Consider the following 25,394-nt stretch of genomic DNA (forward strand, 5'->3'; position numbering starts at 1 on the left):
GGCCGGGCAGCACGCCCGACTTCTTCCCTGTTCAGCGCCTCCGCACTTGGGTCCGGGGGCGTTTTTTTTTAGGGAATCCGCCAGATCCCGTGGCCGTCAGGCGCGCGCGATGCCCAGGGTGAATTCGCCTTCCAGCGTGCCGGCCGCGTCCCGCAGGCGGCGTACCCGCAGCAGGTTGGGGCGCGTGCCGGCAATGCCGTCCTGTGCGTTTTGCACGGGCGAAGCGCCCCGCGCGCGATACGCGGCATGCTGGAGATGCACCTCGCGGCTGAGCGCATCGTCGAAGAACAGCTGGCTGGTCAGTACCTCGGTCTTGCCGAGATGGATCTTCAAGTGGATATGCACCGCGCGCGGCGCGTACCAGCCCGGGTAGATCGTCAGGAACTGCGCGGCGCCATCGGCGCCGGTGGGCTGCACGCCGCGCAGGAAGCGGGCGGGACTGGCCGGCACGGCGTGCATGCCGCCGCCGTCCGGGCCCTGGCCCGGTCCTTGCCCCGGGCCGGAGCCTTCCGCTGGCGGCGGCGGCATGCTGCCCTGGTCGTAGCCGCTGTAGCTGCCGCCGGCATCGCAATGCCAGATGCTGGCCAGCGCGCCGGCCACGGGCGTGCAGCCGCGGCCGGTGTCCACCACGAGTAGCCTGAGCCGCAGCAACTGGCCCGGCCGGCCATCGCGGATATCGGTGCGCACCAGCGCCTGGTCGATATAGAACGGGCCCTCGGTCAGGGTCGGCGTGAGCAGGCAGGCGGCAGGTTGCGCGGCGGCGTCGCCCGCCAGCCCGATCAACCCGGCACCGAGTGATCCTCCCAGTACACCGCCGAGGAAACGGCGGCGGCCGCCGTTAGCGGCTATCGGGCCTGCGTGGTCGAGGGGCTTACTGGGCATCTGGCGCTCCTTGTTGGTGAAGCCCCGCAGCGCCGGGTACGCCGAATGGGCCATTCGCGCCGAAGGCGCAGGGCATGGGTGCAGGTCCACGGCCGGGCATGGGGCCTGCCATGGCGCCGGGGAAAGGGTGGGGGCCGGGGCCGAATGCGCCCCGCGGCGAACCCGCCAAGCGGCCCTCCGGCATGTCGCGCAGGCGCTTACGCTGGCCGGCATCCAGGCTTTCTTCAAATGCGATCCAGCGATCGCGCGCGGCGCGGCGATCCTTGTCGAGCGCATCGTGCAGGCGGTCTTCCCGCTCCGCGCGGGCGCGCAGCGACGACTCGGGACCCTGCGGCTGGCCGGGGCCGCCGCCTTCGCGGACAAAGCGAGCCTGCAGTTCCAGCGCGTGCGCATGCGCTTCCCGCGCCGCGTCCAGGGCGGCTTGCCATAGGATGGCCTGGGCAGGCGTGAGCACCAGCGCTTCGCGCAGCGATGCGGGTGCCACCGGCCGGCCGTGGCCGGCAACTGCCTGCGGGCTGGTTTGCAGCGCGTGCGCCGGCAGCGTCAAGGCGCAGGCGCCGCACAGCACGGCAAGGGACAACAAGGCGCGGATGCGGGGCAGCAAGGCTTGGGGCTGGGTCACAAGGATTCTCCATGGAGGTCATGCGGGGAGAGGCCCGGGATTGCCGACGTGATGCCGATGGCTTCAAGCATAGCGGGGGCGCCGGGCTGCCGTGGCCTGCCGGTCAGGAACTGGCAGGCACAAAAGCGGCGGGATAACGACATGCCATATTAGAAAGGCCCGCCCGCCGTTGCTTGAGCGCTTGGTCAGCGCGCGGAAGCAATGCCGTACAAAGCGGGCCGCCGGGCGCGCCGCTTTGTATCAAGCCCGGTACAAAGCGGCCACACCCTGCCTATCAGGCCGCCGCGCCGGGCTGGTAGAGTGAATCCCTGGCGGCGGCGGCTTGCCGGGCCGCCTCAATCCGCCCAAATCCGCTGCAATACCGGCATGCCGGCGCACAAACCTGCCGCGAACGACGCGGCGAACCGCTGCAAAGCACGACGAAACCCGATGGACCATTCTCCCGCCTCGCCCCTTCATTTGCTGATCGTCGACGACGATCCGCAGATCCGCGCCATGCTGGCCGAGTACCTATCCACCTTTGGCATCGAAGCGGATGGCGCCGAGGGCGGCGCCGCCATGCGCGCCGCCATGGCCACGCGCGACTACGACCTGGTGGTGCTCGACCTCTCTTTGCGTGGCGAAAACGGCCTGACGCTGTGCCGCGAGATCCGCGAGCGCGGCGACCTGCCGGTGATCATGCTCACCGCGCGCACCGAGCTGGCCGACCGCGTGGTCGGGCTGGAGGTCGGCGCCGACGACTATGTCACCAAGCCCTTCGAGATGCGCGAGCTGGTGGCGCGCATCCACACCGTGCTGCGCCGTGCCCGGGGCGGCGGCGTGAAGCGCCCGCCGGCGGCGGGCGGCCATGAACTGCGCTTCGGCAGCTGGCGCCTGAACACCACGCTGCGCCAGCTGGTCGATGGCGAGGAAACCGTGGTGCCGTTGTCCAATGCGGAATTCCGGCTGCTGCTGGCGTTCATCGAGCATCCGAACCGCGTGCTGGATCGCGAGCTGCTGATCAACCAGGCGCGCGGCCGCGATCTCGACGTCTTCGATCGCAGCATCGACCTGCTGGTTTCGCGCCTGCGCCAGAAGCTGCGCGACGATCCGCGCGACCCGACGCTGATCCGTACCGTCCGAGGCGAGGGCTATGTCTTTACCGGTGCCGTCGAAGCCTGAGCGCGCGGGCTGGGTGGCCCGCCACGACTCCATGTTCATCCGGCTGTTCCTGGTGATGGCCGCGATCATGCTGGCCGTGCACCTGCTCGGCGTCACGGTCATCGAGAGCGTGTTCCCGCGCCCGGGGCATACCGGGTTCAACTTCGTTCCCAGCGACGAGATGCCGCCACCCCCGCCCCCGGGTGAAGAGGGGCGGCGGGGCGAGTTCCCGCCGCCGCCGGATGCCGAGGCGCGCGCGGACAACGGCCAAGGCGGAGCCGGGGCCCCAGTGCCGCCACGCCGCCCGCGCCGCACGCACGGTCTTGGGCCGCCGCGCCTGGGCCAGCTGTTCCAGCTCGCCGCCATTGTGGCCGCGTCCTGGGTGGGCGCGCGATTGCTGGCCAGGCCGGTCCAGCGCCTGGCCAGCAGCGCCGGCCGGCTGGCCCAGGACGTGCATGCCCCGCCGCTGGACGAAGACAGCGGCCCGGCCGAGGCTCGCGCCGCAGCCCAGGCCTTCAACCACATGCAGCAGCGCATCCGCACCCAGCTGGCACAGCAATCGCGCTTCCTGGCTGCCGTGTCCCACGACCTGCGCACCCCGCTCACCCGCATGAGCCTGCGCATCGAAGGCGTCGACGACAACCAGGTCCGCTATCGCCTGCGCCAGGACCTGGCGGAGATGAATGGTCTGATCGATGCCACCCTGTATTACCTGCGCGAGCGCGACGGCGCCGCCGCGCCGCGCCAGCGGGTGGACGTGCATGCCTTGCTGCAGGCCGTGGTGGACGATGCCACGGAAGTCGGCCAGGACGTCACCTTGTCTGGCGACGCCGAGCCGCTGCTGGCCTATCCGCCTGAACTGCGCCGGGCCGTGGTCAACCTGGTCGAGAACGCGCACCGCTACGGCGGCAGCGCGTGCATTGAACTGGCGGACAGCCCCGAGCGGGTGGTGATCGATGTGTGCGACAGCGGCCCCGGCATTCCGCCGGAGGAAATGGCGCGCGTGCTGGAGCCGTTCTACCGGCTCGAATCCTCGCGCAACCGTGCCACCGGCGGGGTCGGCATGGGCCTGTCGATTGCCGCGGATATCGTTGCGCGCCACGGCGGCGAGCTCAGCCTGGCCAACCGGGCGGAGGGCGGCCTGCGGGTGCGCATCGTGTTGCCGCGCGCCTGAGCCGCGGGCGGCCCGGTGCCAGCGCTACCGCTCACCGTGCCGTGCCGCCCCCCATTGCCGCAAGCTGCACATACTGCGAGCCGCGCGAGCCGTGTGTGAAATCCAGCACGAAATCGCCCACGTCGACGCGGGCCTGCAGCGCGCGCCGCAGGTCCGCCGGGGTGGCCCCGCGCGGCGCGGCCAGCGCCGTGCGCACCAGCCAGGCCGCGCCGATATAGCCGGCCAGCGTGGCCGGCGAGGCGGGTTCGTCCAGGAACTGCTTCATCCGGCCCACGTGCTCCTTGACCACGCGCAGGGTCAGGTCCTGCGGCCCGGGGGCGATCTGCGTCAACACGATGCCGCCGGTGTAGCCGGCGCCAAGAATCTCGCGTGCCGCCAGCGAATTGACCGCCGACAAGCCCACCAGGAAGCCGTACCAGCCCCGCGCCGCCAGCGCGCGGCCGAGGTTGCCATAGGCCAGCGTATCGCCCGCCACGATCACCGCGGCCGGGCGCGCGGCGGCGATGCGTTGCGCCACCGCGCCGGCGTCGCTGCCCTTGCCCGCATCCAGCGTGAGTGCCTGCAGTCCCGGCTCCTGCTCGGCCTGGCGCCGCCACGGCGTGCCGCTAGCCAGGCTGCCGGCCGCAAAATCCGGCGCCACGGCCAGCATCAGTTGCTTGAGGCCATAGCTGCGCAACTGCCGGATGGCCGCATCCAGCTCGCTGCGGTAGTCGGCCCGCGTGTACCAGACGTGATCCGCCGCGAGCGACAGGCCTGACAACGGCGCCACGATCTGCACGCCGCGCCGGGCCAGCTCGGGCGAGGCGGCCAGCACCGGCAGCAGGGCATCGCTGGGGCCGAACAGCAATTCAGCCCGCTCCCCGTCAACCAGCGACAGCGCCTGCGCGGTGGCTGCGCGCGGATCGGCGTCGACCTCGCGCACCACATGCACCACGCGCGGCTCGCGCGCGCCGGCGTTGGCCGCATCGAACATCACTTTGGCCCCCGCCAGGTAGTCGCGCGCCAGGTCGGCCTGGGCGCCGCCCCGGTCCACCAGGTGGCCGATCACCAGCGGGCGGCGCGGCGGCGCCTGCGCCAGCAAGGAGGCAGGCGCCAGCATGGCGCTGCCAAGTGCGGCCAGGACCCGGCGGCGCGGCGGTCGTGCGGGGTTGGCGATCAGGGAAGAAGCGTGCATGGGAATCCGCGAGGCCAGGTGCAGAGCAATTGCATGATTGGGGAGAGCGCCGCGCAGCCTATACGGCCCAGGTGACGCTGGCATGACGCCGGCCATGTTCCGGCCGTGGCGCGCGGCATGTCATGGGCCGCGGCTTGACCCCGGTCAACGCAGGCGCGGGCGGCGCGCCCTACGATGGGTCATCGAATCCACGACAAAGGCCGCCCCATGGCTGCGACTGCCCCCGCCCAGTTCCCCAACGCAATGCCCGTCCCCGTTGCCGTCCCGAGCCAATCCCGCACCTGCTCCGGCAAGTGCGGCGCCGCCTGCACCGGCAAGCCGGCGGGACGGGGCGCGGCAGCGCCGGACCGGCATGCCTTGTCGGACTTTCGCGCGTTGGCGGGCCGCATGGATATCAACGGCCCGCGCTACACCTCCTACCCGACGGCGGACCGCTTCCACGGCGGCTTCGGCGCGCAGGACTACCAGCAGGCGCTGGCCGATTGCGCTGCTAGCGCCACCCACGCCGCCAACACGGCCAAAGCCGCCGCACCGCTCTCGCTGTACGTGCACGTGCCGTTCTGCGAGAACATCTGCTACTACTGCGGCTGCAACAAGATCATCACCAAGGACCACCGCCGCAGCGCCCGCTACGTGGACTACCTGGCGCGCGAGATGGCGCTGGTGGCGCAGCAGCTTGGCACGCGGCGCGAGGTGGTGCAGTCGCACTGGGGCGGCGGCACGCCGACCTTCCTCGATCCCGCCGAGATGCGCCGGGTCATGGATGCGCTGCACCAGCACTTCCACCTGCTGCCCGAGGGCGAGCACTCGATCGAGATCGACCCGCGCCGCATCGGCGACGCACAGATGGCGCTGCTGGCCGAACTTGGCTTCAACCGCATCAGCCTGGGCGTGCAGGATTTCGACGCCGAGGTCCAGCACGCCATCCACCGCGTGCAATCGCTGGCCGAGACGCAGGCGGTCGTCGACGCCGCGCGCCGGCTGGGTTTCCGCTCGGTCAGCATGGACCTGATCTACGGCCTGCCGCACCAGACCACGGCGCGTTTTGCCACCACCGTGGAGCAGGTACTGGCGATGCGCCCGGACCGGCTCTCGGTGTACAGCTACGCGCACCTGCCGCACGTGTTCAAGCCGCAGCGGCGCATCGATGAAAGCGCACTGCCGGCAGCCGCCGAAAAACTCGACATCCTGGTCGGCACGATCGAGCAGCTGACCGCCGCGGGCTATGTCTACATCGGCATGGACCACTTCGCGCTGCCGGACGACGCGCTCGCCGTGGCCCAGCGCGAGGGCCGGCTGCAGCGCAACTTCCAGGGCTATTCCACCCACGCCGGCCATGACCAGCTCGGCTTCGGCGTTTCGTCAATCGGCGCAGTGGCGGGCCGTTACGTGCAGAACGCCCGCACGCTGGATGACTACTACAGTGGCCTCGACGCCGGCGTGCTGCCGGTGATGCGCGGTTTCGCCATGCGCGACGAAGATCACTTGCGGCGCGATGTGATTGGCGCGCTGATGTGCAATGGCGTGTTGGATATGGCGGCGGTCGAAGCGCGCCACCGCATCGATTTTGCCGTGCACTTCGCGCATGAGCTTGCGGAGCTGGCGCGGCTGGCCGAAGACGGGCTGGTGCGCTGTGAGCCTGGCCGCATCGAGGTGACTCCGCTGGGGCGTTTGCTGGTGCGCCGCCTGGCCATGGTGTTCGACGGCTTCCTGCGCGAAGATGCCCGGCGCACCGAGCCCGCTGCCATCCGGAGCGCTGATGTAGGTACGCCTTTGCCGATGCCAAAGCGCTACTCGCGCGTGGTTTGAGTCACACCGGAAAGCAAAAAGCCCGCGGCATGCCGCGGGCTTTTTTGTTGAGAGCTGCTTGCGCTTACTTCGAAGCGTTGGCCATGTAGTCCACTGCGGCCATCACGTCGGCGTCGGGGCCGGCGTAGCCGCCCTTCGGCGGCATCACGCCCTTGCCCTTCAGGGCGAAGGCGTGCACGGCGTCCATGCCTTCCTTCAGGCGCGGTGCCCAGGCTGCCTTGTCGCCGAACTTCGGCGCACCGGCAACACCGGCTGCGTGGCAGGCGGCGCAGACTTGTTCGTAGACCTTCTTGCCTACTTCGGCGGAAGCCGGCGCGGCAGCTGCAGCAGCCGGTGCGGCGGCAGCGGCAGCGGGGGCAGCTGCGGGAGCGGCCGGAGCAGCGGCGGCTGCAGCCGCCACCGTGGCGTCCGAAGCGGCAGCCGTAGCCGGAGCAGCGGCGGGCGCGGCGGGTTCCGGGAACTTGGCGCCACCGGCGTCGGCCATGTAGACCACGGCGCGGCCGAGTTCGTAATCGGAGTAGTCGTCGGCGGTGGTGCCGGCGCGGGCTTGCATGGCGCCCTTGCCGTGCAGCACGGAATTCAGCAGGCCAGCAAAGCCCTGGCCAATACGCGGAGCCCAGTCACCGGCAGTGTTGTACTTGGGCGCGCCGGCAGCACCGGTGGCGTGGCAGGCAGCGCAGACTTCCTTATAGACCTGCTCGCCCGTCTTGTAGACGCGCGGTGCGTTCGGGTCCTTCAGTTCGAGCGAGGCGACCGGCTTGATGCGGTCATTGACAGCTTCCACGGTAGCGGTAGAACCCGCGCCTTCCTTGGCACCGTGTCCGACAAAGTTGACCAGCAGGATGATCACGATGATTGGCACCAGGAAGGCGGCAATCACCACAGCGATCAGCTGCTTGGGGGTCTTGATGGGAGACTCGTGTTCGTCTTGTGCGTTATGGACGTCGCTCATACTCAACTCTCAATTTTGCAGGAAACCTGTGGCCGCTCGCGATCGGCTGCTTATGTGGCCGCTTGCTCGGTGGCCAATTCCCCCTGGCCAATTGCGCGCATCGGACTATTATCCGGTGCCAACTGCCCCGAAACGGGCCAGCCAGCAGGGCGCGGCACCATCATCCCCGGACCTGAAGTGGACGTTGCGCAGCCCCGTTTTTACACAAATAACTCGCGATTATAGCCTCAAAGACCTACCGTATGGAGGCAAAAGCGGCTTGCAAGAGACGTCATCTGGCTGCACTTTTCAGCCCGGCGTGGACGTCTTTCGCCAAACACGGTATGCTATGCGACTTTCCGGCAGCGGCACTCGCGCGCTGCCCGCGTTGTACCCCGTCATACCCTGTGCGCCCGTAGCTCAATGGATAGAGTACTGCCCTCCGAAGGCAGGGGTTGCTGGTTCGATCCCAGCCGGGCGCACCAATCCTGACAAGGGATTGCGGCACTTCCCTCCACTACCTTGAACGCCCACTGTAGCTAAATTGCACCTAGCTTCAGTATCGGCACTTCTGTCAGTGGCATCACCCCAGCTTCCCCATTTCCTTGCCTCCCGTTTTTGGCCGGCCTAGAGGATCAGCTTGTAGCCTTCGTGGCTGGCAACAAAGCCAAGCCTTTCGTAGAACCGGTGCGCATCCGCACGGCCCTTGTCGGTGGTGAGTTGCACGATGGCGCATCCGCGGGACCTGCATTCCGCGATCGCCCATTCGAACATCTTCTGGCCGAACCCTGCGCTGCGAAACGGCGCCGCGATGCGGACCGCTTCGATCTGCCCCCGCCATGCACCTGCGCGGGCGATGCCGGGTATGAACGACAGTTGCAGCGTGCCGATTACCGTGTCGCCATCCACGGCTACCACGAGACGCTGATTCGGGTCCGCAGCGATGGCGTGGAAGGCGATAACGTACCTTTCGTCCACGGGCGTGCTGACGATCTCTCGCTGGCTGCCAAGCGCATCGTCCGCCAGCAATGCCACGATGGCGGGAAGATCGGCCAAGACTGCAGACCGGAAGAGGATGTGTTCCATGTCAGAACCGGGGGTAGCGCAACGCTGAAGGGTGAGTATATCGTCGCGCAAAAGAGAGAACGGAATGGGGAGCACGGAATGCGCTCAGGACAGTTCAGGATCCTTCGCTGCGAGATGCCTGGCGTGGAGGCCGTCGAGGCGAGCACGCGCCACACCTTTGCGCGGCATACCCACGAGCAATTTGGCATTGGCGTGATCTGGCAGGGCGCGCACAGGTCGCACAGCGGGCGCGGCATGGTCGAGGCGGGCCCGGGCGACATGATCATGGTCAACCCGGGCGAGGTGCACGATGGCATGCCCATCGGCGACGCCGGGCGCTCGTGGCGGATGCTTTACTTCAATCCTGCATGCATCGCGCGGGCCAGCCTGGACCTGAGCGAAGGCAGGACGAGGCAGTGCGAATTCCCTAGCCCGGTCGTCAGCGATGCCGCGGTGGCGGCCAGCTTCCAGCAGCTCTATCTGCTCGTTACGGCCGGCGGCGGCGCTGGCTCGGATCTGCAGTGCGAAGCGATGCTGCTCGCCCTGCTGGCACGGGTAGCGGAGCCCGGCCTTGCGCGCAGCGCCGGCGCGCAGGCGGGGGCACAGGCGGAGGCGATCGCTCGGGCGCGCAGCCTGATCGACGATGATCCGGCCGCAGCCGTCTCGCTGGCCGAACTCGCCGAGGTTGCCGGGCTGAGCCGGTTCCAGCTGCTGCGTGCGTTCTCCAAGGCAACCGGGCTGACGCCGCACGCGTACCTCTTGCAGCGACGCATCCATCTGGCTCGCGCGCTGATTGCGCAGGGCAAGGCCCTGGCCGATGCGGCCGCCGCCAGCGGCTTTGCCGACCAGAGCCACATGACGCGGATGTTCGTGCGCCAGTACGGCGTGTCGCCGCGCGCCTATGCAGCCGTGGTGAGCTGAGCTGAGCTGCAATTTCATTCAAGACCCGATGCGCCGGCCCGGCTAGCCTGCTGCTTTTCCATGGCGGGGGCTGCGCATGCCGGGCAAGCGGGGAAGCTATCTGGGGTATTGCTATCTGACCCTTGCGATGGTGCTGGTTGGCAGCACCGTGATTGCAAGCAAAGTCATTGCGTCCGGCCTGCCGCCGTTCACGGCCACCGCGCTGCGGTTCGCGATCGCCTTGCCTTGCTTGCTGGGCGCGTTGCGGCTGACCGGGGCGTCGTGGCCAAGGCCGCGCGGCCGTGACCGGATCACGCTGGTGGTGCAGGCGGCGGCGGGCAGCGTGGGCTATACGACGCTGCTGATCTCCGGTCTGCGGCTGACCTCGGCCGCGGATGCTGGCGTCATCATTGGTACGCTGCCCGTGGTATCGGCGGTGATTGCGATCCTGCTGCTTGGCGAGCGGCCCCATCGTTTCCTCATGCTCGCGATCGGGCTGGCCACGGCTGGGATTGTCATGGTTGCCTTTCCTTCCGGCGCTGGCAGCGGGCATTCCCTGCTCGGTAACGCGCTCGTCCTGGGAGCCGTAGTGTGCGAGGGGCTGTTCATCCTGCTCAACCGGCGGCTGGACCAGGCGATTGCGCCACTCGCGCTATCAGCGGTCATGTGCGGCATCGGGCTGGTCGCATCCGCGCTGTTTGCTGTGTTCGAGGCGCCGTGGACTTTGGCGTTTTCCACGCAGGCGGTGGCTGCGGTGATCTACTACGCAATCGTGCCAACGGTCGGCGGATTCCTGCTGTGGTACGCAGGTTCGGCGCGCACGAGCGGCAGCGAGGCAGCGCTGTTTACCGCGCTTGCGCCAGTGTCGGCGGTTGTGCTGGCGGCGGTGTTGCTGGGCGAGCGGGTCAGCGTGGCCCAGGTGGCCGGGGTCGGTTGCGTGCTCCTGGCTGTGGCAAGCCTGCTACTGGTGCGGCCGGCAAGCCAGGACGCGGTGCAGGGTCCTTGAGCGCAATCATTGCGCTGCGCGCGTTGTGCCGTTGATACAGCTGCGCGCGCCTCGGCAGGATTTGGGCAGCGGCGGAACCGCCGCCGGCGATTTCCGGCGGCGCTCGCGGTATGGCGCGTGGAGCATTCCGGTCTTGCGCCGCGCGGCTTGTCGAGCACGTGCCTTCCCGGAAAGTGCCATGACCGGCGCGTAGCCGCACCTGCGCGCGCTCCGGCTGCCCGGCGCGAGGCACTGTCAATCCGCAAACAGAAGCAATTTCTCCCCTTAATTGCGCCTTTTCGCCCGATCGGCCCAATGCGTAAATGGCCCGCATTAAACGCCTAGGGAAGCCATTCCATGTGCCATATCGCAGACAAAGTGCCCCGCGAACGGTCGCGCCGGGCCGTCGCTCACTCTCGGCTGCAGGGCGCGTGGGCAAAGCGCCTGGCGATGCCGCTGGCCGGCTCGGCAGCCTTGCTCGCGCTGGCGGGTTGTGCCCAACTGCCTGCCACTGCGACGGCGGACGCGCCGGCGCCGCAGAGCACGATTGTGAGCTTCGTGATCCCGCCCGATGCGCTTGGCGCGCGCGATGCGCAACTCGCGGCCGTGCTTACCAAGGCCGGTGCGCTGGCGGCCCGGCAGAAGCAGCCGGCGACCATTGTCGTCACCGCGCTCGGCCAGGACTTGCCCTACCTCAACCAGGCGATCTGGAAAGGCGTACCGGCACAGCGCACCACTGCCGTCCACCTCGAGAACCTGACGGCCGGCACGAGCCAGCCGTACAGCGTGACGATCAAGACGGCGCAATCGCAGTAGCACCGCGACAACACTGCAATAACACCGCAACAAGGAGCTGCAGCCGATGCACCGCCTCATCCTGTTTGCCGTCAGCCTGGCGCTGGCCATGCCGGCCCTTGCCACCGAGCCTGGCGCCGATGTCCGTCCTGCCTTGCCGGCAGCCGCACCGGCGGCGGACAAGGTTTATCCACCGCTGCCAACCCTGGCCATGTTGCCGCCCGCGAGCGGCAGTGACGAGCTCAGCGCGCCGCGCGTGGGACACACCGCCAGGGCCCGGATCAAAGCGCTGCCCGCGCCGGAACGCAAGAGCCTCGCGCCGGTGGTGCGGCTGGTGGTTTCGGACACCTCGCGTGCGTACCTGGACACCATCGGACGTCAGCTCGACCTGGCCCTGCAGCAGTCGTCCCCGCCCGGGTCGGCTGAAGATCATCGCCAACGTCTGGCAAGCGAGGGCATCAATCGTGTCCGTTAACACCCATACGAAGGCAGCCCGCCTGCGCCCGCACCGCGGGCATGCCGGCACGCTCGCCGGCAGCTTGCCGGCGGTTTCGCTGTTGCTGCTGATGATGCTCCATGGTGCGGCCCGCGCGCAGGATTGCTTCGAGCAAGCGGGCACCTACCAGGGCGTCAATCCCTCGGTGCTGCGTGCCATCGCGTGGTTCGAGTCGAAGGGCGATCCCGCCGCGGTGAACCGCAATGCGAACGGGTCGATCGACGTTGGGCAGTTGCAGATCAACTCGGTGCATTTCAACGATCTGGCACGCCACGGCGTGCCGAGCCGCGCGCTGACCGACTCGTGCGTCAACGTCTATGTCGCTGCCTGGCTGCTAAAGCAAAAGATGGTGAGGCATGGCAACACCTGGCGCGCCATTGGCGCCTACCACTCCGAATCGCCGGGGCAGCGCGACGCTTACGCGCGCAGCATCCAGCGAATCCTGGTGGCCTGGGGCGAGCTGCCGTCGGCCCGCTAGCGCATGGGTAGTGCATGGGTAGTGCATGGGTAGCGCATGGGAGCGGGCCGCATCGGCCCTTGCTATCATGCGTGCCATGCAGCCCGACATCACCATCCTCCACACCGAATACGAGATCACCGCGATCCGCGCGCAAGGCGCGGGCGGGCAAAACATCAACAAGGTGTCCAACGCGGTGCACCTGCGCTTCGATGTCCGCGCCTCGTCGCTGGAGGAAGGGCACAAGGCGCGGCTGCTGCAACTGCATGACCACCGCATCACGCGCGACGGCGTGGTCGTGATCAAGGCGCAGCAACACCGCAGCCTGGAGATGAATCGGGAAGAGGCGGTGCAGCGCCTGCACGACCTGGTGCGCAGCGTGGCTACGCCGCCGCGCACGCGCCGCCCCACGCGGCCCACCTTCGGCTCGAAGATGCGGCGCCTCGAGGGCAAGAGCCAGCGCAGCCAGGTCAAGGCGCAACGCGGCAAGGTGGTGGACTAGGCGCGACGCTCAGGCGGCCAGAGGCAGGCGCACCGTCAGCGTGACGCCGCGCCCGCCGATGCCCGGGCTCAGGCTTACCTGGCCTTGCGCCGTCAGCACGATCTCCTTGACGATGGCAAGCCCCAGGCCACTGCCTTCCTGGTTCGGCAGCGCGTTGCGGTAGAAACGATCGAATATCTTGGGCCGCGCTTCCGCGGGAATGCCAGGACCGTTGTCGCTCACCGCGAGGACGGCACTGTTCGCCTCGAGGGTCAGGGCCACGGTGACCTGGCCTTGCGCCGGCGTGTAGCGGATCGCGTTGTCGACCAGGTTCGATACCACGGCTGCCATCATCCACTCGTTGACGCTCACCCGTGCACTGTCGACCGCCAGCTCGGCGCCCAGGTCTATGCCCTTGCGCTGCGCCAGCACCACCATGTCTTCCAGCACGTTGGTCACCAGCGGCACCAGGTCCGCGCCTTGCTGCGCGGCACCGGCACTGCGCGCGGCTTCCGCCTGCGACAGCAGCAACAGCTTGTTGGCCAGGTTGGTCATGGCCTGTGTGCTGGTCTCCATCGAGCCGAGGATCTCGCGCAGCCTGGCTTCATCGTCCACCCGCGCGGCAAACTCCAGCTGCGCTCCCAGCACCGCGAGCGGCGTGCGGATCTGGTGCGCGGCATCGGCAATAAAGCGCTTTTGCTGGCGCACATATTCGTTCAGGCGCTGGATGCATTGGTTGATCGCCTCGACAATGGGCCGCAACTCCTGCGGCAGGTCGATTGCGCTCACCGGTACCAGATCCATCGGGTCGCGTCCCGCCACTTCGTCTTTCACGCGCAGCAGCGGGCTCAGCTCCACCGTGAGCCCGATCATCACCAGCCCCACGGCCAGCACCAGCATCACCACTTCGCGCAGCAGCGCCGGCATGCGCAGGCTGCGAACCAGCTCGTGGTTGCCGATCAGTGTCTGCCCCACGGTGACGGTGACCTTGCGGGCCTCGCCGGAGTCGAACATCGTGCGGGTGGCTTGCACTACCCGCACTGGCTGCGACTGGAAACGGGAAGAGTAGAACACCGGGCTGGCGGCACCCGCCATCGGTGGCTGCTCAAAGCGCGGATTGCCGGCCAGGATCCGGCCGCGATCGTCGACCACGTTGTAGAAAACGTGGTCGCCATAGGGCGAGTCGAACAGGGACAGCGCCGACGGTGGCACCTGCACCGTGATGCGTCCGTCCGCCCACGCGATGTGGCCCGCGATGACGTCGGCCGAAGCTTGCAGCGCGCGGTCTTGCACGCGGTTTGCGGTATCGGCCGCACTCAGGTAGGCGGCATAGCTGCTGATGCCCACAAAGCCCGCCAGCGGCACCAGCAGCCATAGCAGCAAACGTACGCGCAGGCTGTGGATCATTGCTTTTGCTGCAGCAGGTAGCCCAGGCCGCGCAGCGTCATGATGGTGGCCTGGCAGCCCTCGAGCTTCTTGCGGATGCGATGGATATAAATCTCGATGGCGTCCTCGCTAGCCTCCTCGTCGAGCGAATACACGCCCGACATGAGGCTCGCCTTGGACACGGTCTTGCCGAGCCGCATCATCAGGATTTCCAGTGCGGTGTGCTCTTTCAGGCGCAGCGAAAGCAGCTCGCCCGCGACATAGAACTGCCGCGTGTCGGTGTTGTAGGTGAGGTCGCCGCAAGCCAGTTCGGCTTGCTTCTCCCCGGTCTGCCGCCGCGCCAGGGCTTTGATGCGCGCGACCAGTTCCCGCACTTCGAAAGGCTTGACGAGGTAGTCGTCGGCGCCCAGGCCCAGGCACTCCACTTTTTCGTCGATCGACGCGCTTGCCGTCACCACCAATACCGGCACGTTGTTGCGGCGCGCGCGCAGCCGGCGCAATACGCTCTTGCCGGCCAGGCGCGGGATCTGCAGGTCTAGCAGCACCACGTCGTAGCTCTGCGTCTGCAGCAACTGATCGGCGTACTCGCCGTCCAGCGCGGTATCGACCATGAAGCGCTCTTCCTTCAGCAGCCTCGCTAGCCAGTGGATGAGCGAAGCGTTGTCTTCGATCAGCAATACCTTCATGAACCGCTCTGGTGAGGACCTACTGTTGCCGGGGTCTCCTTTTACCACTGCCCGCCACGCCGCAGACACAGCACCGCATCGGGATATTCCCTGAGATGCGGCGAAAGCTGCGTGAAGGTTTGCGCTGCCTAGAATGCTTCGAACCCCGCGCTGTGGCCCCGGCGAGCGCGGAGGCACGCCGTAACCAGAGCCCAATCATGCCCCGGCCACCAAGACCTGGCGCCAGCAAAACAAGGGAGACAAAGATGAATGCATACAGGAAGGGCGCGCTTGCCATGGCCTCCGCAGCACTTGCGGCACTTGCAGCTGCGCACACGGCGCAGGCGGCCGATGGAAAGCTGTCGATCATGGTGGGCGGCGCGACCAAGATCATCTACCTGCCGGCCAGGCTGACCGAGCAGCTGGGCTACTTCAAGGAGGAGGGGCTCGATGTCGAGATCCTCTCGCAGCCGGCCGGGGTCGACGCCGAAAACGAACTGCTGGCCGGCGCGGTGCAGGGCGTGGTGGGCTTCTACGATCACACCATCGATCTGCAGAGCAAGGGCAAGGAAGTGGAGGCCGTGGTGGTGTTCGGCAAGGTGCCGGGCGAGGTGGAGATGGTGGCCACGCGTGCGGCCGGCCAGATCAAGAGCATGGCCGATGTGAAAGGCAAGACGCTCGGTGTGACGGGCCTGGGCTCGTCGACCAACTTCCTGACGCAGTACCTGGCCTTCAAGGCGGGTGTGGCGCCCAGCCAGTACACGGTGCTGCCGGTCGGCGCCGATAACAGTTTCATGGCCGCGATCCGCCAGAGCCGCATCGATGCCGGCATGACCACCGAGCCCACCATCTCGCAATTGCTCAAGACCGGTGAGGCGCAGGTGCTGGTCGACATGCGCACGGCCGAGGGTACCACCCAGGCGCTGGGCGGGCTCTATCCGGCCTCCAGCCTTTATATGCAGCGCACCTGGGTGGAAGGACACAAGGAGCAGGTGCAGAAGCTGGCGCGCGCCTTCGTCAAGACCATGCGCTTTATCAAGACCCACAGCGCTGAGGAGATCGCGCAGAAGATGCCCAAGGACTACTACGGCAATAACCGCGAGCTCTACGTCAAGGCCCTGGGCGCCTCGCTGCCCATGTTCACCGACGACGGCAGAATGCCCGCCGGCGGCCCCGAAACGGTGCTCAAGGTGCTCGCCTCGTTCGATCCGACGGTCAAGGGCAAGCACATCGAACTGGGCCGCACCTTTACCAACGAGTTCGTCGACCGCGCCGCCAAGTGAGGCGCCAGGCGAACAACCGGTTCGCGCCGCCGGCGCGCGCGCACTGCAAGGAAACCTCATGACCAATACCATGCCGCAAGATGCGCCGGCCATCGAATTCGAGCGCGTCTCCTGCCGCTTCATCGCACCCGATGGCACTGCCACCGTGGCGTTGCGCGACTTCTCCATGTGTGTGGGCAAGGGCGAGTTCGTCGCCATTGTCGGGCCGACGGGATGCGGCAAATCGACCACACTGAGCCTGATCACCGGCTTGCTCAAGCCGAGCACCGGCGAGGTGCGCCTGATGGGCAAACGCGTGACCGGCATCGATCCGCGCATCGGCTTCGTGTTCCAGGCCGATGCGGTCTTCCCGTGGCGCTCGGTGCTGCACAACGTGGCGGCCGGGCCGCTGTTCCGCGGCGCCGGCCGCGACCAGGCCTATGGCCTGGCCGAGGAATGGGTGCGCAAGGTCGGCCTGGCCAAGTTCAGCAACCACTACCCGCATCAGTTGTCGGGCGGCATGCGCAAGCGCGTGGCGCTGGCGCAGACCTTCATCAACAACCCGCAGATCCTGCTGATGGACGAGCCATTCAGCGCGCTGGACATGCAGACCCGCACGCTGATGCAGGACGAGCTGCTGCAGCTCTGGTCGCAGAACGCCGGCTCGGTGGTGTTCGTCACGCACGACCTGGAAGAAGCCATCGCCATGGCCGACAGGGTCTTCGTGCTGAGTGCGCGTCCGGCCACCCTCAAGCGTGTCTATGAGATCGACCTGCCACGCCCGCGCGTGACTTCGGAGATCCGCTACGAAAAGCACTTTGTCGAACTGTCGCGCGAGATCTGGGCCGATCTGCGCGAAGAAGTCCACATCGACTGATGCCGCGCCGCCAACCGTAGCCAATGCCAACGCCAATGCCAATACCAATGAATATGGAAGCAAACACGGCCCTTGCCGACGAACTCGACGTCTTTGAACGGGAAGCCAGGCTAGCCATGCGCCGGCGCCGCCAACTGATCATCACCCTGCGCATTGCCTTGCTGGTGGTGGCGCTGGGCGGTTGGGAGCTGGCGGGGCGGCTGCACTGGATCGACCCGTTCTTCTTCTCCATGCCCTCGCTGATTGCGGAGCAGATCTATGACTGGTTCGTCAACGGCACCTCGCAGGGCCCGCTGCTGGAGCAGGTGGCGGTCACGCTGGAAGAGACCGGGCTGGGCTTCCTCATCGGCTCGGTCGCCGGCGTGATCTGCGGCATCGTGCTCGGGCGCAACAAGCTGCTGGCCGATGTGTTCAGCATCTACATCCAGATTGCCAACTCCATTCCACGCGTGGTGCTGGGCTCGATCTTCGTGATCGCGCTGGGCCTGGGCATGGCCTCCAAGGTGGCACTGGCGGTGGTGATGGTGTTCTTCGTGGTGTTCGGCAATGCCTTCCAGGGCGTGCGCGAAGCCGACCGCTACCTGATCGCCAATGCGCAGATCCTCGGCGCGTCCAAACGGCAGCTGACCTTCGCCGTGGTGGTGCCGTCGGCGTTGAGCTGGATCCTGGCCAGCCTGCACGTCAGCTTCGGCTTCGCGCTGGTCGGCGCCGTGGTGGGCGAGTTCCTGGGTTCCAAGCAGGGCATCGGCCTGCTGATCGCCACGGCGCAGGGCGCCTTCAATGCCAGCGGCGTGTTCGCCGCCATGATCGTGCTGGCGGTGGTGGCGCTTGCCGCGGATTTCTTGCTGACCACGCTGGAAAACCGCCTGCTTAAATGGAAGCCGGGCAACCTGGCCTGACCTTACGTCGCGGCGGCACAGCGCAATAGCGCTACGCACGCGCCGGGACGCCATCTCCCTTGCCCACGCCGACTCCCCGTCGGGGTGGGCCTTTTTACTTGGTTCGCCGGACTTCCTGCGAGCGCCCGCCCTCTCCCCCGGCCCCTCCCACAAGTGGGAGAGGGGAGCAGACCAGTGGCATTGAACGGAGCCGACGGAAGGGCCAACACCGCACGCCATCACGACGGCAGTCTCTTCCTCTCACCCCAGCCCATCTCTCACAAGTGGGAGATGGCGGCACACTTGAAGCACGGAAGAAGCACGGAACGATGCCGCCAGGCGAAAAAAACCCGGCTTGTGGCCGGGACAAGGAAAGTTCGGAGCCAGGCCCGCGCCGCCAGGCGCAGGCCGATGCAACGGGGGTCAGAAGCGCGTGCGCATGCCCACCGCGAATTCGCTCTGGTGCGCGAAGCCGTTCGATTGCGCGGCGTGATAGCCGTGCTGCAGGAACATGTAGTCGGCCGCGAGGTAGACCTCGGTGCGCTTCGAGAAGTGGTAGAAGATCGAGCCGTACACCGTGTTCTTGCGGCCGCTGTCGGTCGCGGTGGAGCCAGCGGTGTTGCCATAAGCATTGATGGTGAAGCCGTCGGCATTCAGGGCGGCGTGGCCGGCCTTCATCATCTGGTAGCCGATCTCATAGTCGAAGGCGCCTGCCGGGTCGATCTTGAGCGACACAGTGTAGGCGTCGTCCTTGCGCTGGCCCAGCGCGCCCTGCTCCGCGGTGTAGTGGAAATAGCCCGCGCTGGCGCGCACGATGCCCCACACATAGTTGCCGCCAGCCGAATAGGTTCGGTTGCGCTGGCCATTCACGTTGGCCTGCGTGAAGAAGCTCGAGACGTGGAAGTTCCCGCCGTTGTAGCCCAGGGTGACCGTCTCCGTGGTGTTGCGCGACGGCGCGCCCGGCACTTCGCCGAACTGGTAACCCGCGCCGGCGGTCAGGCCGTTGTCGAACAGCTTCTTCCACACCACGCCGTTGTCCATGCGCGTGCCGGTGGCGCTGCCCGCGTAGAACACCAGCTGCTTGAAGTTGTTGTTGTTGGTGTAGCCGCCTTCCTCGGTCGTGATCGCGGCCGGGCCGTAGGGGTCTCCATAGAGGCCCGAAGCCATCGGGTCGCGCCCGAGTGCATTCTGGCGGCCAAAGGTCAGCTTGCCGAAGACATCGCTGTTGATGCCGACCCAGGCGTCGCGGTTGAACAGCACGCCGGGGGTGTCCATCGCGCCGTTGTAGCTCTGGAATTCGCTCTCCAGCTTGAAGATCACCTTGGTGCCGAAGCCGATGTCTTCCGCTCCAGTCAGGCCCCAGCGGTTGCCGCTGAACCACGCCGGCTGGTGGTAGCCGGTGAGGCGGTCACCCTTGGCGTCGGCGTTGCTGATGGTGCTGATGGTGGTGTCGATGAGGCCATACAGCGTCACGTTCGATTGCGCGTTGGCGTGGCCGGCAAAGGCCGCGCCGATTGCCAGCGCGAGGGCTGTGGTTTTGGTTTGGGCTTTCAAGTTGATCTCCTCGGGGCTCGCTAGTCTTGTCGATGAATCCGGCTGCTCGGGGGCGGGACGCGTGTCCCGGCCATGAGAGAAGCCCCTGCATCGTAGGCATGGCAAGCCTTCATCCAGCTTTCCCGCCGTTGCGCGGCTGGCTCAGGGAAAATACCGAGGAGACCCGGCAGGGCTGGCGTTCAGCCGCTTGTTCAGGCGCTTGCCGCCCGCATTGCAAACGCAGCCGCAGCGGCCGGCGCGCTCAGTGCGGCCGGCGTTCCGTTGGCTTGCGCTTGCGCGCAGGTGCGGGTACGGGCGCCGGCTGATCCTGCGCCCGCTGCTGTTCGGCTGCGCCGCGCAGCAGCCAGCTGATCAACTGCTTGGATTGCTGGATGCGCAGGCGGCGTCCCTTGGCGTTATCTTCGAGATAGTCCGTCGACAGGTGGAACAGGTAGGACACCACGTAGCCGCAGAGGTCGTCGACGATGGGGCGCGACAGGCCCGGGCAGAGCGCCAGCCTCTCGATGTCTTCCGCCATCTCGCCGGCGATATCCGCCAGCACCTGGCGCACCGCTTCGCGCAGCGCCGGCTGCGGGCCGGTGCTGCCGCACACGCCGACAAAGAAGGCGTCGGGGTGGGCATCGGCGTAGGCGAAGAAGGCGTCGCAGGCGCGGGTGGCGACCTCGCCCGGGTTGTCCTGCGCCACCGCCCAGCGCACCGCGCGCAGCATGGGCCGCAGTTCGTTGCCGACCTCGGCCACGGCGCTCAGCGCCAGGTCTTCCATGTCGCGGAAGTGGCGATAGAAGGTATTGGGGTTCAGCCCCGCTTCGCGCGCGAGCTCGCGCAGGCCGAGGCCTGCGAAGCTGCGCCTGGCTGCCGCCAGGCGCAGCGCCGCGTCGATCAGTTTGCGTTTGCCGCCGGCAACGTCTTCCATGGTGTGAGGCAAAAAAGTTAAGGCCGGGATACACCGGCTTGAATACGCCGGCTAGAGCGAATCCGGTTTGGAATTGACACTCGGTCTACATTCGTCTACTTTGCTGCAAAAGTAGACGGTTGTCTACGTCGACTTGCAGGGATAGCCTTGTACGTCATGTACGTCATGTACGTCATGCACCCGGCAGAAAACAGAAAAACGAACAAGAGACACAAGGCGGCGCCTGAGCCCCTTGGCCCAACCCCGGCGTTTCGCCCGCCGACTACCATCTGGTGACCTGAACATGCAGCGCGCCTCCACTCCCGCCTCCGCCGCTCCGGCCGCAATCTCGGCAACCGCAGCAACCATTCCGGCGGCGCAGCCCGCACGCTCGCTCGAACCTATCCCGCGCGACCCGGGCTGGCCGCTGGTTGGCAACCTGTTGCAGGTCACGCCGGGCAAGGTCGGGCAGCACCTGCTGGCGCGCAGCCGCGCCTTCGATGGCATTTTCGAACTGGATTTCGCCGGGCGCCGGGTGGCGTTCGTGAGCGACGCCGCGCTGGTGGGCGAGCTGTCGGATGGGCAGCACTTTCGCAAGATCGTCGGGCCGCCGCTGTCGTACCTGCGCGACCTGGCTGGCGACGGCCTGTTCACCGCGCATGCCGAGGAAGAGAACTGGGGCCGTGCTCACCGCATCCTGATGCCCGCCTTCAGCCAGCGCGCGATGAAGGGCTACTTCGACGTGATGCTGCGCGCGGCCAACCGGCTGGTCGACAAGTGGGACCGCCAGGGCGCCGACACCGACATCCCGATCGCCGACGACATGACCCGGCTCACGCTGGACACCATTGCGCTGTCAGGCTTCGGCTATGACTTCGATTCGTTCTCGCGCGAGCAGCTCCATCCCTTTATCGACGCCATGGTCGGCGCGCTCGAGGAGGCCATGGGCAAGCTCACGCGCTTTGCGCTGCAGGACAAGTTCATGCACAAGGCGCACCGCAAGTTCGCCGACGATATCCAGTACATGCGAGAGCTGGTGGATGACGTGGTGCGGCAGCGCCGCGCCGCGGCCGGCAAGAACGCCGGACAGCCGCCCGCGCACGACCTGCTCAACCTGATGCTGGAGGCGCGCGACCCCGATACCGACCAGCGCCTGGACGACGTGAACATCCGCAACCAGGTCATCACCTTCCTGATCGCGGGGCACGAGACCACCAGCGGCCTGCTCACGTTCGCGCTGTATGAGCTGCTGCGCCATCCCGGCGTGCTGGCGCAAGCCTATGCCGAGGTGGACGCGGTGCTGCCGGGCGACGCGCCGCCGGTCTATGCCGACCTGGCGAAGCTGCAGGTGATTGACCGCGTGCTCAAGGAAACGCTGCGCCTGTGGCCCACGGCGCCCGCCTTTGCGGTGGCGCCATTCGAGGACACGGTGATCGGCGGGCGCTACCTGATCCGCAAGGATCGGCGCGTCTCGGTGGTGCTCACCGCGCTGCACCGCGACCCGAAAGTGTGGGCCGATCCGGAGACCTTCGACATCGACCGCTTCCTGCCCGAGAACGAGGCCAGGATCCATCCCCACGCCTACAAGCCGTTCGGCAATGGCGAGCGCGCCTGCATCGGCCGCCAGTTCGCGCTGACCGAAGCCAAGCTCGCGCTGGCCCTGATGTTGCGCAATTTCCAGTTCAGCGATCCGCACGATTACCAGTTCCGCATCAAGGAAACGCTGACCCTGAAGCCGGATGCGTTCACGCTGCGTGCACGGCGGCGCCGGGCGCATGAGCGCATTGCTGCCGCGGCTGCGCCCGGCGCTGCCAGCGCGCAGTCGCAAGCCCCGGCGGTGCGCGGCAACGGCCAGCCCCTTGCTGTGCTGTGCGGCTCCAGCCTGGGCACCGCGCGCGAGCTGGCCGAGCAGATCCACGCCGGCGCGCTGGCGGCCGGCTTTGCCGCCACGCTGCGCGACCTGGACGAAGCCGTAGGCGCCTTGCCCACCGATGGGCTTGCCGTGATCGTGGCGGCGACCTACAACGGGCGCGCACCCGATTCAGCGCGACGCTTCGAAGCGATGCTCGATAGCGGCGATGCCGGCGGCTACCGCGCAGAAGGCCTGCGCTTTGCGTTGCTAGGCTGCGGCAATTCGCAATGGGCCACGTACCAGGCATTCCCCAAGCGGCTGCACGACTTCTTCAGCGCGGCCGGCGCGGCGCCTTTGCTCGCGCGGGGCGAGGCGGATGGCAATGGCGACTTCGACCAGGCTGCGGAGTCGTGGCTCGCCGCGCTGTGGCAATCGCTGCAGGCGCTGCGCGTGGAGCAGGGCGCGGCACCCGATGCGGCGGGCGCCAGCCAGATCGCGGTGCGGCTGCGCGATATCGCCACCATCCGTGCCAGCACGCTGCCGCCGTCGACGCAGGCCTTCACGGTGCTGGCCAACACGGAGCTGGTGAACGATCCGGCGGGGCTGTGGGACTTCGCGCTGGAAGCGCCGCGCACCGCCACGCGCGACATCCAGCTGCGCCTGCCGGAAGGCGCAAGCTACGCGAGCGGCGATCATCTTGCGGTGTATCCACAGAACCATCCCGCCACCGTGCGGGACCTGTGCGAGCGGCTCGATCTCGATCCCGACGCCATGGTGACGCTGTCCGCCGCGCCTGGCTGCGCCGCGCGCGGGCTGCCACTGGACGAGGCATTGCCCTTGCGCGAACTGCTGACGCATTTCATCGAGCTGCAAGACGTGGTGTCGCGCCAGACGCTGCGCACGCTGCTGCAATACACACGTTGCCCGTTCACGCGTGCGGCGCTGGAGCGGCTCGGCTCGGACCACGCGCAAGAGGGCTACGCGGCGCGCGTGGCGTCGCAGCGGCTGGGGCTGGTGGATGTGCTGGTCAGCCACCCCGCCATCGCGCTCACGCTGCCGGGCCTGCTGGCTTGCACAGTGCCGATGCGGCCGCGCTTCTATTCCATCGCGTCGTCGCCCCTGGTCGCACCGGACGTGGCGACGATCACGGTCGGCACCGTGTGGTCGCCCGCGCTTTCGGGGCGCGGCATGTTCCGTGGCGTGGCATCCACCTGGCTGCAAGGACTCGCACCTGGCGCGGTGGTGGCGGCCGCGATCCGCACGCCCAACCCGGCCTTCGCGCCCGATCCCGACCCGGCGCGGCCGATGATCCTGGTCGGGCCAGGCACGGGCATCGCGCCGTTCCGCGGCTTCCTGGAAGAGCGCGCGGCGCAGAAGGCCGCCGGACAGGCGGTAGCCGCCAGCCAGTTTTATTACGGCTGCCGCCATCCCGGGCACGACTGGCTGTACCGCGATGACGTCGCACGCTGGCAGGCCGAGGGCGTGGTGCAGGCGCATGCGGCTTACTCCACTACCGCCGCTGCGGACCAGCGCTATGTGCAGCATCTGCTATGGCGCGATCGCCAGGCCATTTGGGCAATGCTGCAGGACGGCGCCACGATCTATGTGTGCGGCGATGGCCGGCAGATGGCGCCGGCGGTTCGGCGCACGCTGATCGAGATCGCGGCGCAGCAGGGCGGCATGAGCGAGGCCGCGGCCTCCGACTGGCTGGCAGGCATGGTGGCGCAGGGACGTTACCGCCAGGACGTGTTCAACTAGCCCAGCCAGGAGCGAGTTGGCAGGATTCTGCGGATCATTGTCAGCCACCACGCTCGCGCTTTTCGTACGCTCGGTGCCATCCCCGTCTCTTCCTCACCGGAGCGCCCGATGGCACGTCCCGCGATGTCCCAAGCCCGGGTCCTGGCAATCTGCCAGGCCCTGTTCACCTCGGCGCTGTCGGTCGACCTGACCCTGACCGGGCTGGTCGGCTACACGCTCGCGCCCGACAAGGCGCTGGCCACGCTGCCGTTCGCGCTGATCACGGTGGCGTCGGCGCTCACCGCCATCGCGGCCGCTTTCCTGATCGAGCGGCTGGGGCGCCGCATCGCTTTTTCGCTCGGCGGGCTCGCGTGCTGCGCAGGCGGGCTGGTGTCGGTGTGGGCCATCTCGCACCATGACTTCGTGGCGTTCTGCGTGGGCACGGCGCTGGTCGGCGTGTTCCAGGCGTTCGCGCGCTTCTACCGGCTGGCCGCGGCGGACGCCGCCGCGCCTGTGGATAAGCCGCGCGCCATTTCCACCGTGCTCACCGGCGGCGTGGTGGCCGCCGTGTGCGGGCCCGCCATCGCCGCGTGGAGCAGCGACCTGATGGTGGCGCAGCCCTTTGCCGGATCGTATGCGGTGGTCGCGGTGTTCGGCATGGCCACGGTCCTGCTGCTGGCCCTTGGCTACCGCGAGCCAAAGGCGCACGCAGGCGCGGCGGCGGCCGATCATGGCGCCGCGGCGTTGCCCGCGCGCCCGCTCGCCGAGATCGCGCGCCAGCCGGTGTTCCTGGCGGCGTTTGCCAACAACGGCATCGGCAACGCCGTGATGATGTTCGTGATGACTGCCACGCCGATTGCCGCGGTGGCATGCAGCCATACCATCACGCAGGGCGCGCAGATCATCGAGTGGCACCTGGTGGGCATGTACGCGCCGTCCTTCTTCTCCGGCTGGCTGCTGCAGCGTTTTGGGCGCGGGCCGATGTTGATGTGCGGCATCGCGCTCGCTGCAATGGGTTCGCTCGTGGCCCTGGCCTCGACGGCGTTGCCAGCCTTTTATGTCGCCTTGTTGTGCCTTGGCATTGGCTGGAACTTCATGTTTGTCGGCGGCACCACGCTGCTGGCGGAAAGCTACCGGCCCGCCGAGCGCGCGCGGACCCAGGCGCTGGCCGAATTCTCCGCCGCCGCGCTGACCGCGCTGGCCACGCTCGCGGCCGGGCAGGTGCTGTACCGCTATGGCTGGCAGGCCGTCAACCTCGCCGTGCTGCCAGCGCTGGCGGTGGCGCTGCTGGTCACGCTAGGCTGGCGGCGCGGCACGCCGCGCGCGGCGGTGCTGGCCGGATAAGCGCCGGCGCCGGTATGATCGGCGGCAACCGCACTA

The 25,394-nt window shown here is 67.7% G+C and carries 23 protein-coding genes and 1 tRNA gene; 15 read left to right on the forward strand and 9 right to left on the reverse strand.

The window, feature by feature from the left end:
• Window positions 1–96: 96 nt before the first annotated feature.
• Complete coding sequence (locus AC1RQK_RS23425) at window positions 97–882, reverse strand: dioxygenase family protein (RefSeq protein WP_492373522.1); 786 nt, start codon at window positions 880–882, stop codon at window positions 97–99.
• Complete coding sequence (locus AC1RQK_RS23430; RefSeq protein ID WP_492373521.1) at window positions 872–1,504, reverse strand: hypothetical protein; 633 nt, start codon at window positions 1,502–1,504, stop codon at window positions 872–874. Before AC1RQK_RS23430 ends, AC1RQK_RS23425 begins: the two co-directional genes overlap by 11 nt.
• Window positions 1,505–1,933: 429 nt before the next feature.
• Between AC1RQK_RS23430 and AC1RQK_RS23435 the strand changes: the two genes are divergently transcribed.
• Together AC1RQK_RS23435 and AC1RQK_RS23440 are read left to right on the forward strand one after the other, a co-directional pair.
• The gene (locus AC1RQK_RS23435; protein ID WP_492811433.1) at window positions 1,934–2,665 is read left to right on the forward strand and encodes a response regulator; all 732 of its coding nucleotides are present in this window, start codon (window positions 1,934–1,936) and stop codon (window positions 2,663–2,665) included.
• Complete coding sequence (locus AC1RQK_RS23440) at window positions 2,637–3,818, forward strand: ATP-binding protein (RefSeq protein WP_492811435.1); 1,182 nt, start codon at window positions 2,637–2,639, stop codon at window positions 3,816–3,818. The genes AC1RQK_RS23435 and AC1RQK_RS23440 overlap by 29 nt, the downstream gene beginning before the upstream one ends.
• A gap of 31 nt (window positions 3,819–3,849) precedes the next feature.
• Here the strand turns inward: AC1RQK_RS23440 and AC1RQK_RS23445 are convergent, their stop codons facing one another.
• Window positions 3,850–4,992 carry an ABC transporter substrate-binding protein gene (locus AC1RQK_RS23445; protein WP_492811437.1) on the reverse strand — a complete coding sequence of 381 codons (1,143 nt, stop codon included), beginning with the start codon at window positions 4,990–4,992 and terminating at the stop codon, window positions 3,850–3,852.
• Between the two features lie 207 nt (window positions 4,993–5,199).
• Between AC1RQK_RS23445 and hemN the strand changes: the two genes are divergently transcribed.
• Entirely contained in the window at window positions 5,200–6,801 is a 1,602-nt protein-coding gene (gene hemN / locus AC1RQK_RS23450) for an oxygen-independent coproporphyrinogen III oxidase (protein ID WP_492373517.1), read from the forward strand.
• Between the two features lie 64 nt (window positions 6,802–6,865).
• On the opposite strand, the gene AC1RQK_RS23455 is transcribed toward hemN, so the two are convergent.
• Window positions 6,866–7,753: a c-type cytochrome gene (locus tag AC1RQK_RS23455; RefSeq protein WP_492811439.1), complete on the reverse strand. Its 888-nt coding sequence runs from the start codon at window positions 7,751–7,753 to the stop codon at window positions 6,866–6,868.
• A gap of 388 nt (window positions 7,754–8,141) precedes the next feature.
• Here AC1RQK_RS23455 and AC1RQK_RS23460 point away from each other — a divergent pair.
• Window positions 8,142–8,217: transfer RNA gene (locus AC1RQK_RS23460), tRNA-Arg, on the forward strand.
• 142 nt (window positions 8,218–8,359) lie between these two features.
• Here the strand turns inward: AC1RQK_RS23460 and AC1RQK_RS23465 are convergent.
• On the reverse strand, window positions 8,360–8,818 hold the full coding sequence (locus AC1RQK_RS23465; protein WP_492373515.1) for a GNAT family N-acetyltransferase: 459 nt from the start codon (window positions 8,816–8,818) through the stop codon (window positions 8,360–8,362).
• A gap of 78 nt (window positions 8,819–8,896) precedes the next feature.
• Here AC1RQK_RS23465 and AC1RQK_RS23470 point away from each other — a divergent pair, with 78 nt between their 5' ends.
• From AC1RQK_RS23470 to arfB, 6 genes are all read left to right on the forward strand, one after another.
• Window positions 8,897–9,718, forward strand: a complete 822-nt coding sequence (locus tag AC1RQK_RS23470; protein WP_492811441.1) for an AraC family transcriptional regulator — start codon at window positions 8,897–8,899, stop codon at window positions 9,716–9,718.
• A 76-nt stretch (window positions 9,719–9,794) separates the two neighbouring features.
• Entirely contained in the window at window positions 9,795–10,703 is a 909-nt protein-coding gene (locus AC1RQK_RS23475; RefSeq protein ID WP_492811443.1) for a DMT family transporter, read from the forward strand.
• 429 nt (window positions 10,704–11,132) lie between these two features.
• Window positions 11,133–11,498, forward strand: coding sequence for a hypothetical protein (locus tag AC1RQK_RS23480; RefSeq protein WP_492373537.1), 366 nt, complete (start codon window positions 11,133–11,135; stop codon window positions 11,496–11,498).
• A 46-nt stretch (window positions 11,499–11,544) separates the two neighbouring features.
• Window positions 11,545–11,952, forward strand: coding sequence for a hypothetical protein (locus AC1RQK_RS23485; RefSeq protein WP_492373512.1), 408 nt, complete (start codon window positions 11,545–11,547; stop codon window positions 11,950–11,952).
• A gap of 91 nt (window positions 11,953–12,043) precedes the next feature.
• Complete coding sequence (locus tag AC1RQK_RS23490; RefSeq protein WP_492811553.1) at window positions 12,044–12,451, forward strand: lytic transglycosylase domain-containing protein; 408 nt, start codon at window positions 12,044–12,046, stop codon at window positions 12,449–12,451.
• A gap of 76 nt (window positions 12,452–12,527) precedes the next feature.
• Complete coding sequence (gene arfB / locus AC1RQK_RS23495; protein WP_150992873.1) at window positions 12,528–12,932, forward strand: alternative ribosome rescue aminoacyl-tRNA hydrolase ArfB; 405 nt, start codon at window positions 12,528–12,530, stop codon at window positions 12,930–12,932.
• A 9-nt stretch (window positions 12,933–12,941) separates the two neighbouring features.
• On the opposite strand, the gene AC1RQK_RS23500 is transcribed toward arfB, so the two are convergent.
• Window positions 12,942–14,318, reverse strand: a complete 1,377-nt coding sequence (locus AC1RQK_RS23500; RefSeq protein WP_492373511.1) for a sensor histidine kinase N-terminal domain-containing protein — start codon at window positions 14,316–14,318, stop codon at window positions 12,942–12,944.
• Window positions 14,315–14,983 carry a response regulator gene (locus AC1RQK_RS23505; protein WP_441635701.1) on the reverse strand — a complete coding sequence of 223 codons (669 nt, stop codon included), beginning with the start codon at window positions 14,981–14,983 and terminating at the stop codon, window positions 14,315–14,317. Before AC1RQK_RS23505 ends, AC1RQK_RS23500 begins: the two co-directional genes overlap by 4 nt.
• Window positions 14,984–15,228: 245 nt before the next feature.
• On the opposite strand from AC1RQK_RS23505, the gene AC1RQK_RS23510 reads away from it, so the two are divergent.
• From AC1RQK_RS23510 to AC1RQK_RS23520, 3 genes are read left to right on the forward strand one after another with little or no spacing between them, the layout of a single operon-like run.
• Complete coding sequence (locus AC1RQK_RS23510) at window positions 15,229–16,245, forward strand: ABC transporter substrate-binding protein (protein WP_492373510.1); 1,017 nt, start codon at window positions 15,229–15,231, stop codon at window positions 16,243–16,245.
• Window positions 16,246–16,303: 58 nt separating this feature from the next.
• A complete protein-coding gene (locus AC1RQK_RS23515; RefSeq protein ID WP_492811447.1) occupies window positions 16,304–17,101 on the forward strand; it encodes an ABC transporter ATP-binding protein in 798 nt (265 codons plus the stop codon).
• A gap of 35 nt (window positions 17,102–17,136) precedes the next feature.
• A complete protein-coding gene (locus AC1RQK_RS23520) occupies window positions 17,137–18,000 on the forward strand; it encodes an ABC transporter permease (RefSeq protein ID WP_174425798.1) in 864 nt (287 codons plus the stop codon).
• Window positions 18,001–18,402: 402 nt separating this feature from the next.
• Here AC1RQK_RS23520 and AC1RQK_RS23525 read toward each other — a convergent pair whose 3' ends face one another.
• Together AC1RQK_RS23525 and AC1RQK_RS23530 are read right to left on the reverse strand one after the other, a co-directional pair.
• Complete coding sequence (locus tag AC1RQK_RS23525) at window positions 18,403–19,533, reverse strand: porin (protein ID WP_492373508.1); 1,131 nt, start codon at window positions 19,531–19,533, stop codon at window positions 18,403–18,405.
• Between the two features lie 241 nt (window positions 19,534–19,774).
• Window positions 19,775–20,446: a TetR family transcriptional regulator gene (locus tag AC1RQK_RS23530; protein ID WP_492811450.1), complete on the reverse strand. Its 672-nt coding sequence runs from the start codon at window positions 20,444–20,446 to the stop codon at window positions 19,775–19,777.
• Window positions 20,447–20,729: 283 nt separating this feature from the next.
• On the opposite strand from AC1RQK_RS23530, the gene AC1RQK_RS23535 reads away from it, so the two are divergent.
• Window positions 20,730–24,035 (forward strand): bifunctional cytochrome P450/NADPH--P450 reductase, encoded by a 3,306-nt coding sequence (locus tag AC1RQK_RS23535; RefSeq protein WP_492373506.1) that lies wholly within the window; start codon window positions 20,730–20,732, stop codon window positions 24,033–24,035.
• Window positions 24,036–24,143: 108 nt separating this feature from the next.
• Window positions 24,144–25,358, forward strand: a complete 1,215-nt coding sequence (locus AC1RQK_RS23540) for an MFS transporter (RefSeq protein ID WP_492373505.1) — start codon at window positions 24,144–24,146, stop codon at window positions 25,356–25,358.
• Window positions 25,359–25,394 lie beyond the last annotated feature (36 nt).

The organism is Cupriavidus sp. GW822-FHT02D05, from assembly GCF_058802485.1.